The following is a 17,883-nucleotide window of genomic DNA, read 5'->3' as shown; positions in this document are numbered from 1 at the left end:
TTCATGAGCCTTCTTACGATCAATGACCTGACGGTCGAATTCCCGACGCGCCGCCAACTGTTCACCGCCGTGGACCATGTGGACCTGTCCGTTGAGCCGGGTGAAATCCACGGTTTGGTGGGCGAATCCGGTGCCGGTAAATCCACCATTGGCGCAGCCATCATGGGTCTGCTGGACCGGCCCGGTCGGATAGCCAGCGGAACCATCAGGCTGAGCGGTGACCAGATCAGCGGACTGGATGCCGACGCGATGCGTGGCCTGCGCGGCAAGAAGATCTCGATGATCTTTCAGGACCCGCTGACCTCGTTAAACCCGCTTTTCACCGTGCGCGAACAGCTGACCGAGACGATACAGGCCCATCTGGGCGGAACCGATGCCGAGGCGAACCAACGCGCCCGTGATCTGATCGACCGGGTTGGCATCCCTGACCCGGATACGCGGCTGGACCAGTACCCGCACCAATTCTCAGGCGGGATGCGGCAGCGCGTTGTGATCGCGCTGGCGCTTTGCACCGAACCGGATGTGATCATCGCGGATGAACCAACAACGGCGCTGGATGTGTCGGTTCAGGCGCAGATTTTGGATCTGATCAAAGAGCTGGCGCAGGAACGTCAGGTTGGCGTCATCCTGATCACGCACGACATGGGCGTGATCGCGGATACGACCGACAAGGTGACGGTTATGTATGCGGGCAAGGTGGTCGAAACCGGCCCGACCTCTCAGGTCATGGGCCAGCCGAGCCACGAATACACCAAGTCGCTGATTGCCGCAGTTCCGCGTCCGACCCTGAAACTTCACCGCTTCCCGCAGATCAGTTATGGCGGACGTGAGACCCGGTTTGCTATCGAGGATATGGCCCGTCATTGGCCCAAAGTGGACAATGACGCCTCCAAACCTGTGTTCGAAATCCGCAACCTGACCAAGAAGTTCCTGCAGCGCAAAGGTCTGCTGCCGTGGGACCGCACCTATTTCACCGCCGTTGACGATGTGAGTTTCGACATCCGCGCAGGTGAAGTGTTCGGTGTTGTGGGCGAGTCCGGCTCGGGCAAGTCCACCGTGGCGCGGATGATTGCGGGTCTGTACCCGGTCGATGGTGGAACGATCACGTTCAATGGTCAGGTTGTCAGCGATCTGACCAACAAGGCTGCTCTGGATGCGTATCGCAAGAATATCCAGATGATCTTCCAGGACCCTTATTCGTCGCTGAACCCCCGGATGCGGGTGGACGACATCGTGGCCGAGCCGATCCGCCATCACAAGCTGATGGAAGGGGCCGATGTAAAGCGCCGAGTGGACGAACTTCTGGATCAGGTGGGTCTGGGACATGAGGCCGGGCTGAAGTATCCGCACGAGTTTTCGGGTGGTCAGCGGCAACGGATTTCAATTGCTCGTGCTTTGGCGACACAACCCCGGTTCCTGATCTGTGACGAACCCACCAGCGCGCTCGACGTCTCGATTCAGGCGCAGATCCTGAACATCCTGAAGGATCTGCAGGAACATCTGGGCCTGACTTTGCTGTTCATCAGCCACGATCTGCCGGTGGTGCGCCAGATGTGCGACCGGGTGGCCGTAATGAAGCAGGGCAAGGTGGTCGAGTTGCAGGAAACCAACGAACTTTTTGCCAATCCGCAGACAGAATATGCCAGCGAGCTGCTGCGACTGATGCCGAAACTGGACGACCTGTCGACTGACGGGTTGGAGGCTGAGGCCTAAATCTAAAGTCCCAATTGCCCGTCACGCGGGCAATTGGGTGTGCATAAACATTAAAATATTCAAACTTTGCAGACTCATCTGGGTCTGTTGTGCTAGGTCTGACTTTGGAGTTGGGGGCTTCAGAGGGGCGAGATGTCTCAGGACCTTAGGGACTGGCTAAGCGCACTTGGACTATCTGACTACGCGCAAGCCTTTTTGGATAACAAAATTGATTTTGGAATTTTGCCCGATCTGACGGGTGAAGACCTGATCGAAATCGGTGTCACTGCGGTCGGCGACCGCCGACGGCTTCTGCGCGCGATTGCCGAACTTGAAACAGTCGAAATCGTTCAGCCTTACCAACCTGACGACCCGCTGGAACCTGCCAAGCGGCAGGTGACCGTCATGTTCGCAGACCTGACCGGATTTACCCGGCTGACCAGCGAACTGGACGCAGAAGACATGCACGCGCTGCTCAACGCGTTTTTCACCAAGGTGGATAAGGTCGTCGAAAAATACGGTGGCCGGATCGACAAGCATATTGGCGATGCGGTCATGGCCGTGTTCGGCGCGCCGATCTCGCACACGAACGACACCGAAAGGGCCGCGCGGGCCGCATTGGAAATCCACGCGGTTCTGCCCAGCTTGAACCCGCCGCTCACGTGCCACATTGGCATCGCCTCGGGTCAGGTGATTGCCAGTACGACAGGCAGCCAGGCGCACACAGAATATACAGTGACCGGTGATGGTGTGAACTTGGCCTCGCGTATCACCGATATGGCAACGCCGGGGGAAACTTTGGTTTCGCACGACATTCAGCGCGCGTTAGGGCCCCTTTTTGTCGGTGACTCCATGGGCGAAAAGGCGATCAAGGGTTTGACTGAGCCGGTCGAGCTTTGGCGGCTGGATCGAATGGCCCGCAACATCCGGTCGCGGCGGCATCGCTTTGTCGGCCGCGAGCGAGAACTCTCCTTGTTCTCTGCCACGTTCGACAGATGTCAGCGGCACGGTAAAGGAGAGGTCCACATCATTCTGGGCGAGCCGGGCATCGGCAAAACTCACCTGTCCGAACAGGTGGCCGAGCTGGCCGATAGCCTGTCTTATTCAATCCACAACGGCGTGGTTATGGATTTCGGCGCGCGCGAGGGGCATTCGGCCATCCAGTCCGTGACGCGCAGTATTCTTGGTTTGGAGCCGACGGATGACGCGGCAACCTGTGCGGCAGTCGCTAAGGATGCAATTGCCAAAGGATGGGTGACGGCGGCAAATGCCGGGCATCTGAATGCGCTGCTGGAGCTTGAGCAAGACCCCGGGCTGGCCGAGGTTTATGCAGTGATGGACAATGCCACCCGTTTGCGCGGGCGGCGTCAGGTCATTGACGACCTGATTGCGGCATGCAGCCAGGAAGCGCCGATGTTGATCCATATCGAGGATGTCCACTGGGCTGCGCCAGAAATTCTGACGGCTTGCGCCCATATTGCGGCGATGACGCGTGATTTGCCGTGCGTGCTGCTGATGACCAGCCGTGTGGAAGGCGACCCGATTGATCGCGAATGGCAACTTGCCACGGATGGTGCTTTGATTTCCAAGCTGGAGCTTGCTCCGATGGGCGATGAACAGGCGCGAAAGCTGGTTGAAGAGTTCACGGGTATCGACCCCGAACTTTTGGACGCCTGCGTGAAGCGCGCCGGGGGTAATCCGCTGTTTCTGGAACAGTTGCTGCGCAATATCGACGTGCTGAAACAGGAATCCGTTCCGGGTAGCATTCAGGGCATTGTTCAGTCCCGCTTGGATGCGCTGGATCGAAGCAGCCGGACGTCGATTCAGGCCGCGTCGGTATTAGGGCAAAGGTTTTCGCCCGAGGTGCTGAATTTCCTGTTGGGCGAAGGGCATCTGGACACTTCGACCCTGATCCGCTCGGCCCTGATCCGCGAGGCGGAGGCTGATCTGATGTTCGCCCACGCGCTGATCCGCGACGGGTCCTATGCCACGCTTGTGAAATCTGAACGCGCGCGCCTGCATCGCCAGGCCGCAAAATGGTTCGAAGACCGGGACGCCACATTGCGCGCAAAGCATCTGGATCGCGCGGGCGCAACCCATGCGGCCCAGGCATATTTAGAGGCTGCGGATAAGCTGATACAGGCTTTTCAGTTCGATGATGCCAGCCCTTTGATCGAACGGGCGTTAGAACTGCCGGCACCCGCAGAGGTACGCTTTGACCTGCTCTGTGCCCGGGGTGAGACGCACCGATTGCAGGGCCTGTCCAATGATGCGCTGCGCGAATTCAAGGAAGCCGCAGAACTGGCCGAAACGGATGAGCAAGTCTGCCGGGCGCATATTGGCCTGGCGCAGGCCGCGCGGCAGGCCAGCCTGTACCAGGAAGCGCTGGAAAGCCTTGATACGGCCGAGGTGGCTGCGGAACGCTGCGGATCTGACCGAGACATGTCCCAGATCAACTACGTGCGCGGCAATGTGTACTTCCCGCTCGGGCAGGTGCAAAAAGCGCTGGAGAGCAACGAAAAGGCTCTAACACTGGCCAGAAAGCTTGGATCTGCGCGACTGGAGGTTGGTGCACTCAGTGGATTCGGTGACGCCAATTTCATGAATGCCACGATGCAGACGGCGACGGGGTTTTACACTCAGGCGGTCGAACGGGCGCGGGAAAAGGGTTTGGTCCGCGATTTGGCCGCAAACCTGCACAATCTGAGCGTCGCGCGCAGCTACACCGGCGATGTGGCGCAGGGAAAGCGGGATGCACAGGAAGCAATTGAGGTATCCCAGACGTATTTCGCCTTTGTCCCCGAATGCGTGGCACAGACCTGTTTGGGCGTTGCACACACCTTTTTGGGGGAACTGGATCAAGCGTTGGATGTTTTCACGCTGTCTGCCGAGATCGCAAACCGTGTCGGCGCGAAGCGGCTTGAGGCACAGGCATTAGAACATCTGGCCCGCACGCAGGTTTATGCCGGCCAGATTGTGCAGGCTCGGGAAACGGGCCGCCGCGCAGTCGATATTGCGTTAGAACACGGTCGCAATTTCGTCGGACCAAAAGCGTTGTCCGCATTGGCCATGGCCGAAGAAGACCCCAACGCGCAGGACGAAAACCTCAAGCTCGGTGAGAAGATTATTGCCGAAGGCTGTGTAGGGCATAGTCACCTGCATTTTTACACGGATGCCACTGCCGTCATGTTGAAACGGCAGGCATGGGATGAAGCCACGCGTTACGCGGATGCACTGGCCGTGTTCACGGCGGATGAGCCGCTGCCGATGGTTGATTTGTCGATTCTGCAGGCTCGAACACTGGCCGAATGTGGGGCCTGGGGCATTCCTTTGGCGGCTCATGAAGGGCTTGATGAATTGAAGGCACGGTTTCATGATCTGGGCATAAAGCAATCGCTGGTCGGGCCACTGGACTAATCAGGCGAGGGGCTGAATGAGCATAGAAAAGAAAGTCTGGCTGGTTTCGGGGTTTATCACGCTGGGCCTGGCGCTTGTTCTCTTCAAACTCTGGATTGATCTGAACCATTTCGACGAGGACCCGACGCAGCTGCCAGATCAGGCGTCGGTCGATGCTTACCTGCAGGACCTTCCCGATTTGCCAGAGTATCAGGTCAGGACCGGAATATTCATCAAATCTTTCAGTTTTACCGGCGCCAGTGATGTGCATGTCAGCGGCTATATCTGGCAGCATTATGAGGATGGTGTGCATGATGCGATCAAACCAGCCGCAGGTGAAGTGGGGTTCACTCTGCCGGAAGCTGCGGATGCAGCCAGCGGTTTGATTGAAGAGGTTTACAGGATAGATCAGGATGGTTCCGAGTTAATCGGTTGGTACTTTGAACAGACTCTGCGCCAGACGTTTGACTACACCAGCTATCCGTTCGACCACAAAACCGTCTGGGTTCGTTTCTGGCCGGGCGAGTTTGACGTCAATGTGGCTCTAATACCTGATTTTTCGGCCTATCCGGCGACCGGGCCGGACGACATCTTTGGCATCGACAACCGGATCGTCATGGGGACGTGGGAGCGCGAAAACACCTATTTCGACTATCGCCTGTCTGATCTGGATACGACGCTGGGCATCGGTAGGAACGAATATCAAACGAACCTGCCTGAGTTGCATTACAACTTTGTCATCAAACGGAACTTTGCAAATGCCTTTATCGTCCACATGATCCCGCTGATCGTTGTGACTATGCTGCTGTTCGGGGCTGTTATGACGGTCACGCGGCGCCCCAATCTGGTGGATCGGCACGATTTTAGTACGTCCACCGTCATCGGTACCTGCTCGGTCCTGTTTTTCGTGATCCTGCTTGCGCATGTTCAACTGCGCGAAGGCTTTGCCGGATCGCCTGTGATCTACATGGAGTCATTCTTTTTCCTGATGTACCTCATGCTTCTGGCCGTGTCGGTGAACACCTATTTCTTTGCAGCTGAGGCTGTGCCGTCCCTGTGGTTCATCCATTATAAGGACAACCTGATTCCCAAGGCCGCATTCTGGCCTTTTGTCCTTTTGTGCATGGTGATTATCACGGCATACAACCTCAGCCTCAAGGAAAGCCCTGAGCAGGAGGTCGTGATACAGGCTCAAAACTAGGCGGGCGGCTGCCATCCGGGTTTTGGTGTGCCTGTGGCCATATCCAGCGTGTATTCCCCGACAACCCCGGCGGTGCCCTGCTCCAACTGATCCAGATACTTGGCGGGCTGCGCGATCATGTAGGCATAAGCGGGTTTCTTCACACCGCCGATCAGCACGTTGATCCGCTTACGGACGTAGACATTCTCGGGTGATCCAGGCCCTTGGAAACCTTCGAGCTTGTCGAGTGTTTTCATACCGGACGAAGTCACCCGATATACCTCTCCGCGTATCGGTTTACCGCGGCCTTTCTGGTCGACCAGCGTGGCCATCCGATGCAGGTAGCCACAGTTCGGATTGTCGCAATGCGGCTCATGCGGCACGATCAGGGGCATTCGCTGTCGGGTTACGGCCTCGCCAACGAAATCGTCCAGCACGTCTGAGTGGGCCTCGTGGTTCGGGAAACCCTTCTTCAACGAACCATAGGTGAAATAGAGATAGGTTCGTTCTCGGTCATCCACGACATCGTCTTCGCTCTCTTCGTTGATCTCCGTCAGCGTGTGGCTGTTGGCCCAGTCATTCAGCAGGGCCAGAACTTCATTCGAGATTTTAGCTTCTTTGACATCCTCTGCGTTTTTGGGGCTTTGCAGGAAGTGGATGCAGGAACTTGCGTCAATGCCATCTGCGGCCAACAGAGTTTTGACCATGTCGACCGAGTTGTTCATCACCGCCACGTGCAAGCTGGTAAACCCGTGGTCGTTGGTCGCGTTCACATTGATGCCGCGTCTGATCAGTTCTTGTGCGGCCTCAATGTCAGGTTTGCCAAGGTCCTTTCCATTTTCATTCAACTCACCCTCGCCGCCAGCTGCGTAATGTAACAACGTATCGCCGTTGTGATCATCCACGATGTCGATCCCGGCCATGCCATTTTCGATCGCGTCGAAAACACGTTGCCACTGCGCGAACTCGTCCGATGCGGCGGCTTCTTGCGCCCATTTGCAGATGTTGTGTTCCTGATCGGCCAGTTCCTCAAAAGCTTCGTCCAGAACTTCCATGATCTGGTCCGGGGTCGCCATCATGCCTATCCCCATCATGCCGTTTGACAGCCGCCCTTTGCGGGGACCGACCAGATCAACACCCAGATCGCGCAACTTTTCGACATTCCTTTGGGTGGTGACATTGTTCCACATGTTGGTGTTACAAGCCGGGCAAAGGATTGCTGGCTTGTTTCGGTACTGCCAGGCCACAAAGACCGAGGTCAGCAGATTGTCGGCAATCCCGTTGGCGATCTTGCCCATTGTGTTACAGGTCACTGGCGCCACGATCACGCAATCGGCCCAGTCACACAGTGCAAGATGCGAGGCGCGCAACGGCATTCCGAACTTGGTATAGCGGAAGTTCCATTCGTCATCGTCGCGGTAGTAGTCGTTGTGCGAGATATAGTCCTCGACCTTTTCGGGCTCGTATCCTCTTTCAATCTCGACATCCGCTTCGATCTCAATATCGCGAAAGAACTTTTCGGCGGACACCGAAGGGATCAGTTTCACATTGTGGCCGGCATCGGTAATTTTCTTCACCAGTTGTGGCACCTTGTCTGCCGCCGATGAACCACAGGCACACAGCAATACGTTGCGCTTTTCGCTGGGGGCATCGGTCAGGCCGCCTTTGGGATAGCCAAAGATGTTCTTGTCCAGACTAGGGGATTCATGACGCAGCAGAACCGGCAGCCCGGATTTTTGCACCTCCCTCTGGAACTCGCCTTTCAGGATACTATCCACGATGTCGTTTCGTCGTCCCAGACATTCACCGTTGAAAAACAGATATGGAACGGTTTCTTTGCCGGTTCGTGCAACCAGTTGCCGCCGCATTTTCATCACGTTGGCACCGTGCCCTTCGACATCAACCAGTTTTATATCAGTGATGCCGATATTGGCGAGGATACTGCTCAACATGTAGGACCAGGGGTCTTCATCCGCGTAAAACAGAACAAGTGGGTTGTTTTTGACGATTTGGTCTACGTCGCTGGGGTCTTCTGGCGGATCTTGTTTTTCGATCACCAGCAAGGCCGGATCCCTGAGGTCCCGAAGGCCGCGGAATAGATGCCCCCGCGGCGCTTGCCAAACCTGTGAGGTCGCGGGGCTCATGTCCACAACCGTCACCATATCCGTTGCTTCTTTGTATGCGATACACAGGCACCAGAATTCTTCTAACAGAGCAGTTTCACGGTACGCATTCTTAGGGGGGCGAATGACCTCAGATCCCAGGACCTTATTGAAATCAATATTGATCATCAGATGACGAAGATCTTTGTGTTCGTTCAGACTTTGCAATTGGTGGTGGAACCAGTCTTCGGGTGAACTGACGCTTTTGTCCGAACGATTGGCGTAGCTGCGGAAAGTGCTGCCCAGATGCACGTCCGGTTCCTGACTGAGGTAGCGCTGCGCCATCGCGTGCATTTCGTGGGCCGTCGACACACGGCTAAGCGCTTCGGCCAAATCGGTTTGCGTCGCCCTCAGCAGTTTGTCTTCGTCAACCTGTTCATCCCCAAGGATGGCTAGGCTTTCAGCAAGAACGCCCATCGAATTCATGTTCGGGCTGGCCCGCCTGAACAGGTTGCGCCGCCTTTTGGGGTCCTTGGCCAGGTATTCCGTACTGTCGACGTAATTGCAGTCCTGCTTCAGAGTTTGCAGGTATGTTTTGACAGCATCCCGTGCTGAGAACCGCAACATCCCCCGTGATCGCATCGAGGTTCCGTCCCGGTCCGTCATCCCGGCCCACAACCGATCGATGGTTGTCACCCATAGCTTGCCGTACTTTTCCGGGTGAACGTCCATCATATGCACAAGGCCGGTGCTTGGGTTGCACTTTGCGATAATGGCAAAATGGCCACCCGGCATGTTTTCCTTGCCATGTGCGACACCGACTTGAAAGTTCGCCACAAGGATATCGTTCTTTCCACCCAGCCGATTGGATTCGTCTATTGCCTCAAGCAACAGATCCACGGATGTCGTGGCCTCATCCATGAAATAGGCCTGAACCTGAATGACATCGCGCAGGTCCTGCGTATGGATGAATGTGCAGGCGACATCAAAAAGCTCGCCCAGCGATATTCCGTCGTTTACGACAAACGACGTTGGCAAGCCGCATTCGCGAAAGATGTCGTTGACTTCGTAGCTGAATCCAAGCGCTGACATGCTAAGGGCTGCAGCAGTCACGCTGCAGCAATTGATCGGTTGTTGATAGTTCTTCAGATGCACACTGACCAAATCGCCGAACAGCGTATCTTTGCAGGCATCCTTGATCTTTTCCGGGATTGCTTTCCATTGATGTACGGACAGATAGGCCAACCTGGTGCCCGGAGTGGCCAGAGCCTGCAGGCTGACGGGAATGTCTTCTATTTCAAGATGTTCTTCATAAAAGTAATCTCCAGTGTCCGCTGTCGCCAGAACCGCTTTGTCCTGCCTTAGCTGGACCAGACCGCTAAGAACCACGAACATACCCTGAGAAGGCAGAATTGTTTCTTCGGATACTTCGTAAAACTCGAATTTCGAATGAATAACCGATGGATCCTGCGCTGGCAGGACCTCGTCGATCAGTTTCAGATCTTCCTGAGATGGGTCGAATGAATTAACGCTTTCAACTGGATCTTTAGGCACGCCTTGTCCCCCCCTGAACTTCGCCGTGAAAATTCTCAAAGACCCAACACAGAAACTTTTTTGCTCAGGCTCCCATCGGCCAAACAGAATAATGAGACCGGCCTGTTGTAATTTCATGCGCTGGGCGGACCGATTGAACACATTGATATGCGCGAACAAAAAGGTCCAATTGAGCGCACTGTATAATATTTGAATATAAAAATCACTGGCGTTGTTAACTTGGTCAATGGCGTTGCCGCCAAAGGTGGTCGCGTAGGTCATCGACCTGCCAAAATAGGACGGCCTACGGGTTGAATGACAAAATGACAGAAAAGTTGTCATTACGACGAGTCTAACATCGATTTCGTCAAGATTGCCCCTGCTTTTCGGACAGACGCGGCCTCATACTTTTTAAAACGAAAGAGGAGGCGCGTTTTGAGCTGGAACATTTGTGTCATCGGAGCAGGCAAGATCGGTCAGATGATCGCGACCCTGCTGAAGTCATCGGCCAACTACTCTGTCACGGTCGCGGATCGGGACTTGGCCGCATTGTCGGCGCTGAATAAGCAGGGCGTTTCGACCCGTCAGATCGATGTGGATGATGATGCTCAGCTTGCCCAAGGGCTGACCGGGTTCGATGCTGTGATCTCGGCCGCTCCGTTCTTTCTGACGCCGAAGATTGCCAAGGCGGCCAAGACCGCTGGCGCGCATTACTTTGACCTGACCGAAGATGTCGCGGCTACCAATGCCGTGCGCGAACTGGCGCAGGACAGTGAAACGGCATTCATGCCGCAATGTGGCCTGGCGCCGGGTTTTGTTGGCATCGCAGGGGCATCGCTGGCGGCAGAGTTCGATGAAATCGACAGCCTGCATATGCGGGTGGGGGCGCTGCCGCTCTATCCGACCAATGCGTTGAAATACAATCTGACCTGGTCGACGGATGGTTTGATCAACGAATACTGCAACCCCTGCGATGCCATCGTAAACGGTGAAAGGGTCAAGACCGCTCCGCTGGAAGACTACGAACTGCTTGGTCATGACGGGGTGGAATACGAATGCTTCAACACGTCCGGTGGCTTGGGCACCTTGCCCGAAACGCTGGACGGCAAAGCGCGGGCGGTGTCTTACCGGTCGATCCGGTATCCGGGCCATTGCGATATCCTCAAACTGCTTCTCAAGGACCTTGGGCTGGAGCACCGCCGCGATCTGTTGAAGGACATTTTTGAAACTGCACTCCCGCGCACCGATCAGGATGTGGTGCTGGTCTATTGCACCGCAAAGGGCATGATCGACGGCGCGCTGCGTGAGAAATCGCTGATCAACAAGAGCTTTGCCCGCACCATCAACGGGCAGGTCTGGAGCGCCATTCAGGTCACCACAGCCGCAGGTGTTCTGGGTGTGGTTGATCTGATGCGGACCGGAACACTGCCCGCGAAAGGCTTTGTCCGGCAAGAACAGGTGAAGCTTGCCGATTTCCTCAACACCGAATTTGGCCGGCTCTACCGCGCCGGTGACGTAACCGAACAGAACAAGGCGGCTTGAGATATGAAAGACATCGTGATGACTGCGCAAACCACCCTTGCAAATCTGGACCTGACCGAGGCCGAATTGACCGGCGGCACGCTCAAAGTGACGTCTCCGATTGACGGAAGTTTGCTGGCCGAGGTGCATGAAACACCGCCGGGCGAGATGGATGCCATCTTTGCGCGATCCAAGGCGGCGTTCAAAGCTTGGCGTGTGGTGCCTGCCCCGCGTCGGGGTGAGTTGATCCGCTTGCTGGGCGAGGAATTGCGCGCCGCAAAAGACGATCTGGGCGCTCTGGTCAGTTGGGAGGCCGGAAAGATCACATCCGAGGGTCTAGGCGAAGTGCAAGAGATGATCGACATCTGTGACTTCGCCGTGGGACTTTCACGCCAATTGTATGGTCTGACCATTGCGTCCGAACGCCCGGGTCACCGGATGATGGAGACGTGGCATCCGGCAGGTCCGGTCGGCGTGATCTCGGCTTTCAACTTCCCGGTTGCGGTGTGGTCGTGGAATGCGGCTCTGGCGCTGGTTTGTGGTGACCCGGTGATCTGGAAACCGTCCGAGAAATCTCCGCTGACCGCGATGGCGTGTCAGAAAATCTTTGAACGCGCGCTGGTCCGGTTTGGCGATGCGCCGGACAACCTATTGCAAACGCTGATCGGTGGTGCGGCGCTGGGCGAAGCCTTGGTCGCAAGCGAAGACGTTCCGATTATCTCGGCCACAGGGTCCACCCGTATGGGTCGCGCCGTCGCGCCCATCGTGGCGCAACGCTTTGGCAAGTGCATTCTAGAGCTGGGTGGCAACAACGCGATGATCGTTGGCCCCTCGGCCGATCTGGAAATGGCTGTCCGTGCGGTTGTGTTCTCGGCCGTCGGTACGGCCGGTCAGCGCTGCACCACGCTGCGCCGCCTGATCGTACATAACTCGATCCGCGATGAGTTAGTGGGCCGTTTGAAAAAGGCCTATGCGGGCTTGCCCATCGGCAACCCGCTGACCGACGGAACGTTGGTCGGCCCGTTGGTCGACGAAGCCTCGGGCGCGGCCATGACTGCAGCGCTGGAGGCCGCCAAAGCGGAAGGCGGAACCGTGCACGGCGGTCGTCGCGTGACCGATGGTGTACCTGCCGGTGTCTATATGGAACCGGCCATTGTCGAAATGCCAGGCCAGACGGCGGTTGTTAAAACCGAAACCTTTGCGCCGATCCTGTATGTCATGGGTTATGACGATTTTGATGACGCGATTGAGCTGCAGAATGACGTCCCGCAAGGCCTGTCTTCTTGCGTCTTTACCCTGAACATGCGCGAGGCCGAGCAGTTCCTGACGGCAGCCGGGTCGGATTGCGGTATCGCCAACGTCAATATCGGCCCGTCGGGTGCCGAGATCGGCGGAGCCTTCGGCGGTGAGAAGGAAACCGGTGGCGGGCGCGAAAGCGGCTCGGACGCGTGGAAAGCCTATATGCGTCGTCAGACGAATACTGTGAATTACTCGGCTGAGCTGCCTTTGGCGCAGGGCGTCAAGTTCGACATCTGAACCAATTATCCAGCGGCGCCTTAAAGCGCCGCTGGACGTTCCAGATTAATCGGCAAAAAGATAATCAAGGCTCATGATGGCTTGCGCCTTGTCCCGCGACACGCCCAGAAACTCGGCAATCGCGGTCTCATTCTCAATATTTGAGTTGGTCTCGCGGATACGCAGGTACCCGTCGAACTCTGCCTCGCGGATCAATTCGGATTCGTGCACCAGTGAACTGCGCAGCGCCGGGATCAGACGGGCCACGGTTTCCCGAGGACTGCTGTCCCCGGCCAACCCAACCCGGCGAGCGTGACCGATCAGATAGTCGTCGGAATACTCGCATTCGATTTCAAGAACATGGCTGCGGGCCTGAACCGAGCAGAAATCCTGAATGATATCCAGATCTGCGGGATCCACGCACAAGACCAGCTTGTTGGAACCAAAGCTTTCAAACAGCATGCGAGCCACCGCGCGCCGGTGCCGCGTGCGCTTGGCCAGAGACGATTCAATGCCACCCAGATCAGGCAGAGAAGTGTCTTCTTCGTTGAACAGGTATTCGACGCAGGGAATGTCGGTTTCCGAGACGATCTGGTCCACCAACCGTTTGGCAACATGCCATTTCTTGCTCACGATCAGAAACACTTCGCGCTCAGGGCCCAGTGAATTGCCCGCCTCCCAGAACCGCTGCGCATAACGTCGCCCAACCCGGCCGCGCCCGGTCAGAAAGCTGTAAAGGTTGCGGCCTTCGTCCGAGATGTGAAAGGTCATTCCTTCGGTTGCATACATCTGACCCAACCTGTCCTTCAGCTCATGGGCTTCGGGGCTGATCTTGCGGGCGAACAGGTAATCTTGGGACAGCAGCAAGTCATAGTGATCGTTGTAGAACGTCACTGGCATGCCATAATCCGAGAACATCAGAAATGTTGGCGTGCGGTTGTCGATCTCAGTCTTGGGGATCAGATGGCGCACCAAAGTCTGAAAAAAGGTCTCGTCCGGAATCCAGGTGGTCGAGAAAAACCGTTTCACATCCGGACGCTTTTGCAGAAAATCCAGGATCATTTCGATGGTCCGGCGACGCAGGCACCACCACTGGCTGCCGATCATAATCTGAACGTCTGATGGAATCTCGCGCGTCAGACCCAGCCGTTTCTGCAGGTTGTAAGACCCGTAAAACAGCTTGGCCTGCGTGCGCTCGTTGAAATAGTGCCGATAGATCAGCCGGTCCTCGACCATGCCGGTCTTGATCCAGTTGCTTTCCAGAAAATCGTGGCTTTCGACGAAATCCATGTCGCGATGGTTCAAAAAATCGTGGATGTATTCCGCCGATTTGATCGGCATGCAGTCACCCGACACCATGTAGAAATGTGTGGCGCGGGGAAACGCATCAACCGCGGCCTGCACGGCATTCAGCGTGGCCTGTACCAGTGACCACTCCCCCCAACCGCATTTTATACGCTTGGTGGCGAAAGTAACATTTGGGTTGTCTTTCAAAGCCTCGCGAATCCGCGCGTAAGCAGTCGCACTGGCGCGCGCGTCGAAATGGATCGCCATGCAATCCCCGGCCGCAGTCAGCTGCTCAGCCTGAGCGATGATTGCGTCTGGCTCTTTGTGACACAGCAATATGTAGGCAATTCTTGCCATATTAGCCTATTGTTTTCCGTTTCTGGCCATTTCCAACCGTGATACTGATGATGAGCGATTGAATAAACAGAATATTTTTGGTTCTTTGGTTTCAAATGCTGGCGCGTCATTTTAATGACCAGATCGGCAAAGGAGGCACAGCAGATGGGTTTTCCCGGTACATGGATGACCGAAAGCGAAAGCATGGTTTACCGTGTGGTGCCGAAATGCGCCTGCTCGACCATTGGTCAGATCATGTTCTATTCGGATCACGGGCAGTTCTTTGACGGTGATATTCATGACGCAAAAGACGGGATGCACAAATGGGCATTTGGTCCCAGTCAGGAACAGATCTCGGGAAATGTCCGCAACCACAAGTCCTTGGCCTTTACCTGCGTACGCAATCCTTACACTCGAATTCTTAGCTCGTTCTTTGACAAGATCTGCGGCATTCAGCGCAACGGCAAGCGGTATCGGGGCAATCTGGTGCCCACGCTCATCTACAATTACGGGATCGAAGTTGGCGGCGACGATGGCAAGGGTGAGTTCGATCAGATCGCCAGCTTCCGCCGGTTCCTGCTGTTTGCGCGTGATACGATCCGTTGGCGGCGCCCGATGGATCCCGACATTCACTGGTCGGCCATGTCAGGTCATGTCTCGACGTTCATTGTGAACGGCGGGCAGTACGATCAGATTTTCTGGACTGAACAGTTCAATGAAGGGATGCAAAGTGTCCTTGACCGGCTGGAGACGCCGCACGCCGTGAACCTGTCCGAGATCCCGCGATTCAATGAATCCGAAGGACACGGACCCAAACGCGCGCATCCGGTCGAGGACTACTTTGACGACCTGTCTATGCATTTGGTCTATGAAATCTACAAACAGGATTTCGAACTGTTCAAATACGATTTTGAAAACCCGGCCAACAAGATGCCGATCGGAGAGATTGATCTGGACGAGGTTCACGCCAAGTTAGGTGATTGAGGGACGACTGGTGCCAAGGTGCAGAGATGTATCTGCTTAGAACACGATTTTCAGATGAGTGTCTGCTTCGAGCCCATTTCAACCTTGGAAAGGCGAGCTACAATATCCGTACAAACTGAAAAAAGTGCTGTGATGAGAAAAACGCCCGATAAGAATGCAATCCAGTCGACCAAAGAGTCCGTTTTAAAAGAACGCCTCAACACATTGTTAAATGGCCAGACTATTCAAGAAGTCGCAATTCTGGGTAGGCAAGAACTTGTAATAGTCCTAGAGAGCGGTGATCGACTTTTCGTTGACGCAGACAGTGAACTTGATATCTCAGTTACCTGAACTGAACTGCAGCTTACTCCCACACAGCAGAACAAAAAACGGCCCACTTTAAGGGTGGACCGTTTTTGTCGAGTTGTTTCTAACTTAAACCTGACGCACCGCCCCTTTGGCGGCGCTGGTGGCTAGTTTAGCATAGGCTTTCAGCGCGGTTGATACCTTGCGTTTGCGCGGTGCGGCGGGTTCCCAGCCTTTTTCGTCCTGCTCTTCGCGTCGTGCGGCCAGTTCTTCGTCTGACACGGCCAAATGGATCGTCCGGTTGGGGATGTCGATCTCGATTTTGTCGCCGTTCTTGACCAGCCCGATCTCACCACCTTCTGCCGCTTCGGGCGAGACGTGGCCAATCGACAGGCCTGATGTACCGCCTGAGAAACGACCGTCGGTCAGCAGCGCGCAGGCTTTGCCCAGACCTTTGGATTTAAGATAAGACGTCGGGTACAACATTTCCTGCATCCCCGGACCGCCGCGTGGGCCTTCGTAGCGGATCACCACCACGTCGCCCTCTTTGACCTTGCCGGTCAGGATGTCGTTGACCGCCTGATCCTGGCTTTCGCAGACATAAGCCGAACCGGTGAACGTCAGGATATTCGCATCCACACCAGCGGTTTTCACGATACAGCCATCGCGGGCAATGTTGCCGAACAGAACTGCCAGACCGCCATCCTGACTGAAGGCGTGTTCCTTGGACCGGATCACGCCGCCTTCGCGGTCGGTGTCCAGTTCCTTGTACCGGTTGGACTGGCTGAACGCCTGCGTGGTGCGCACGCCGCCGGGGGCTGCCTTGAACAGGTCCTGCGCCGCAGGGTTGTTGGCAACCTTGATGTCCCAGTTAGCAATCGCCTCACCCATCGTTCCCGAATGCACAGTGCTGCAGTCTTCGTGCAGCAGCCCGGCCCGGCTAAGCTCGCCCAGGATCGAGAAGATTCCACCGGCGCGGTGCACATCCTCCATATGGACGTTTTCGGTGTTGGGCGCGACTTTACAGAGGCACGGCACCTGACGGCTCAGGCGGTCCATGTCGGACATGGTGAAATGCACCTCACCCTCATGCGCGATGGCCAGCAGGTGCAAAACCGTGTTGGTTGAGCCACCCATGGCGATATCCAGCGACATCGCGTTCTCGAACGCGTCGAATGTGGCGATTTCGCGGGGCAGAAAGCCTTTTTCATCCAGATCATAGTGACGTTTGGTGATTTCCACGATCCGGCGGCCAGCCTCAAGGAACAGCTCTTTGCGGTCGGCATGGGTGGCCAGAGTCGAGCCGTTGCCCGGCAGCGCCAGACCCAGCGCTTCGGCCAGACAATTCATCGAGTTTGCGGTGAACATGCCTGAGCATGACCCACACGTCGGGCAGGCGTTTTCTTCGATATGCTGGACCTGTTCGTCGGTGAACTTGTCGTCGGCAGCGGCGACCATTGCATCTACCAGATCGATTTTCTTGGCATCTAGATCGGCAATGTCGATCTTGCCTGCCTCCATCGGTCCACCCGATACAAAAATCGCCGGGATGTTCAGGCGCATCGCAGCCATCAACATGCCAGGAGTGATCTTGTCACAGTTCGAGATGCAGACCATCGCATCGGCGCAATGCGCGTTGACCATGTATTCCACCGAATCCGCGATCACCTCGCGCGAGGGCAGCGAATACAGCATGCCGTCATGGCCCATGGCGATGCCGTCATCCACGGCGATGGTGTTGAATTCCTTGGCGACGCCGCCCGCTGCCTCAACCTCACGCGCGACCATCTGGCCCAGATCCTTGAGGTGTACGTGACCCGGCACAAACTGGGTGAACGAGTTGACGATGGCGATGATCGGTTTGCCGAAATCGTCGTCGCCCATACCGGTGGCGCGCCACAGGCCGCGGGCACCGGCCATGTTGCGGCCGTGGGTTGAGGTTCTGGATCGGTACATTGGCATGATGCTGTTTCCCTTTTGCCCCGGTTGCGATATTCGGGTTGCGTGCGTTATAGCGCACGTATCACATGTGCGCTATAACGCACAAGAGGA

General features: G+C 56.1%; 9 protein-coding genes. 6 read left to right on the top strand and 3 right to left on the bottom strand.

What is annotated here, in order from left to right; genetic code table 11:
- Positions 1-3 precede the first annotated feature (3 nt).
- From GOW16_RS19215 to GOW16_RS19205, 3 genes are all read left to right on the top strand, one after another.
- A complete protein-coding gene (locus GOW16_RS19215; protein WP_170418493.1) occupies positions 4-1,713 on the top strand; it encodes an ABC transporter ATP-binding protein in 1,710 nt (569 codons plus the stop codon).
- A 132-nt stretch (positions 1,714-1,845) separates the two neighbouring features.
- A complete protein-coding gene (locus tag GOW16_RS19210) occupies positions 1,846-5,109 on the top strand; it encodes an adenylate/guanylate cyclase domain-containing protein (RefSeq protein ID WP_170418490.1) in 3,264 nt (1,087 codons plus the stop codon).
- A 16-nt stretch (positions 5,110-5,125) separates the two neighbouring features.
- Positions 5,126-6,289, top strand: a complete 1,164-nt coding sequence (locus GOW16_RS19205) for a hypothetical protein (protein ID WP_170418486.1) — start codon at positions 5,126-5,128, stop codon at positions 6,287-6,289.
- Here GOW16_RS19205 and GOW16_RS19200 read toward each other — a convergent pair.
- Entirely contained in the window at positions 6,286-9,924 is a 3,639-nt protein-coding gene (locus GOW16_RS19200) for a flavoprotein (protein WP_170418483.1), read from the bottom strand. The genes GOW16_RS19205 and GOW16_RS19200 overlap by 4 nt on opposite strands.
- 414 nt (positions 9,925-10,338) lie before the next feature.
- Between GOW16_RS19200 and GOW16_RS19195 the strand changes: the two genes are divergently transcribed.
- Entirely contained in the window at positions 10,339-11,445 is a 1,107-nt protein-coding gene (locus tag GOW16_RS19195; RefSeq protein ID WP_170418480.1) for a saccharopine dehydrogenase family protein, read from the top strand.
- Between the two features lie 3 nt (positions 11,446-11,448).
- Entirely contained in the window at positions 11,449-12,960 is a 1,512-nt protein-coding gene (amaB, locus tag GOW16_RS19190; RefSeq protein ID WP_170418477.1) for an L-piperidine-6-carboxylate dehydrogenase, read from the top strand.
- Between the two features lie 45 nt (positions 12,961-13,005).
- Here amaB and GOW16_RS19185 read toward each other — a convergent pair whose 3' ends face one another.
- Positions 13,006-14,583, bottom strand: coding sequence for a DUF5928 domain-containing protein (locus GOW16_RS19185; RefSeq protein WP_170418473.1), 1,578 nt, complete (start codon positions 14,581-14,583; stop codon positions 13,006-13,008).
- Positions 14,584-14,727: 144 nt separating this feature from the next.
- Between GOW16_RS19185 and GOW16_RS19180 the strand changes: the two genes are divergently transcribed.
- Positions 14,728-15,546, top strand: coding sequence for a sulfotransferase family protein (locus tag GOW16_RS19180; protein ID WP_170418470.1), 819 nt, complete (start codon positions 14,728-14,730; stop codon positions 15,544-15,546).
- A gap of 414 nt (positions 15,547-15,960) precedes the next feature.
- Here GOW16_RS19180 and ilvD read toward each other — a convergent pair whose 3' ends face one another.
- Positions 15,961-17,793: a dihydroxy-acid dehydratase gene (gene ilvD / locus GOW16_RS19175; RefSeq protein ID WP_170418468.1), complete on the bottom strand. Its 1,833-nt coding sequence runs from the start codon at positions 17,791-17,793 to the stop codon at positions 15,961-15,963.
- Positions 17,794-17,883: the final 90 nt, after the last annotated feature.

The organism is Ruegeria atlantica (assembly GCF_013033965.1).
GTDB lineage: Bacteria > Pseudomonadota > Alphaproteobacteria > Rhodobacterales > Rhodobacteraceae > Ruegeria > Ruegeria atlantica_D.
The sequence above is the reverse complement of the archived record's forward strand: the minus strand, read 5'-3'. Positions and strand labels throughout refer to the sequence as shown.

Bases quoted from the DNA above. Each gene is read 5' to 3' on its own strand.
- GOW16_RS19215 (WP_170418493.1), top strand. From the start codon at position 4: ATGAGCCTTCTTACGATCAATGACCTGACGGTCGAATTCCCGACGCGC.
- GOW16_RS19210 (WP_170418490.1), top strand. From the start codon at position 1,846: ATGTCTCAGGACCTTAGGGACTGGCTAAGCGCACTTGGACTATCTGAC.
- GOW16_RS19205 (WP_170418486.1), top strand. From the start codon at position 5,126: ATGAGCATAGAAAAGAAAGTCTGGCTGGTTTCGGGGTTTATCACGCTG.
- amaB (WP_170418477.1), top strand. From the start codon at position 11,449: ATGAAAGACATCGTGATGACTGCGCAAACCACCCTTGCAAATCTGGAC.
- GOW16_RS19185 (WP_170418473.1), bottom strand. From the start codon at position 14,583: ATGGCAAGAATTGCCTACATATTGCTGTGTCACAAAGAGCCAGACGCA.
- GOW16_RS19180 (WP_170418470.1), top strand. From the start codon at position 14,728: ATGGGTTTTCCCGGTACATGGATGACCGAAAGCGAAAGCATGGTTTAC.
- ilvD (WP_170418468.1), bottom strand. From the start codon at position 17,793: ATGCCAATGTACCGATCCAGAACCTCAACCCACGGCCGCAACATGGCC.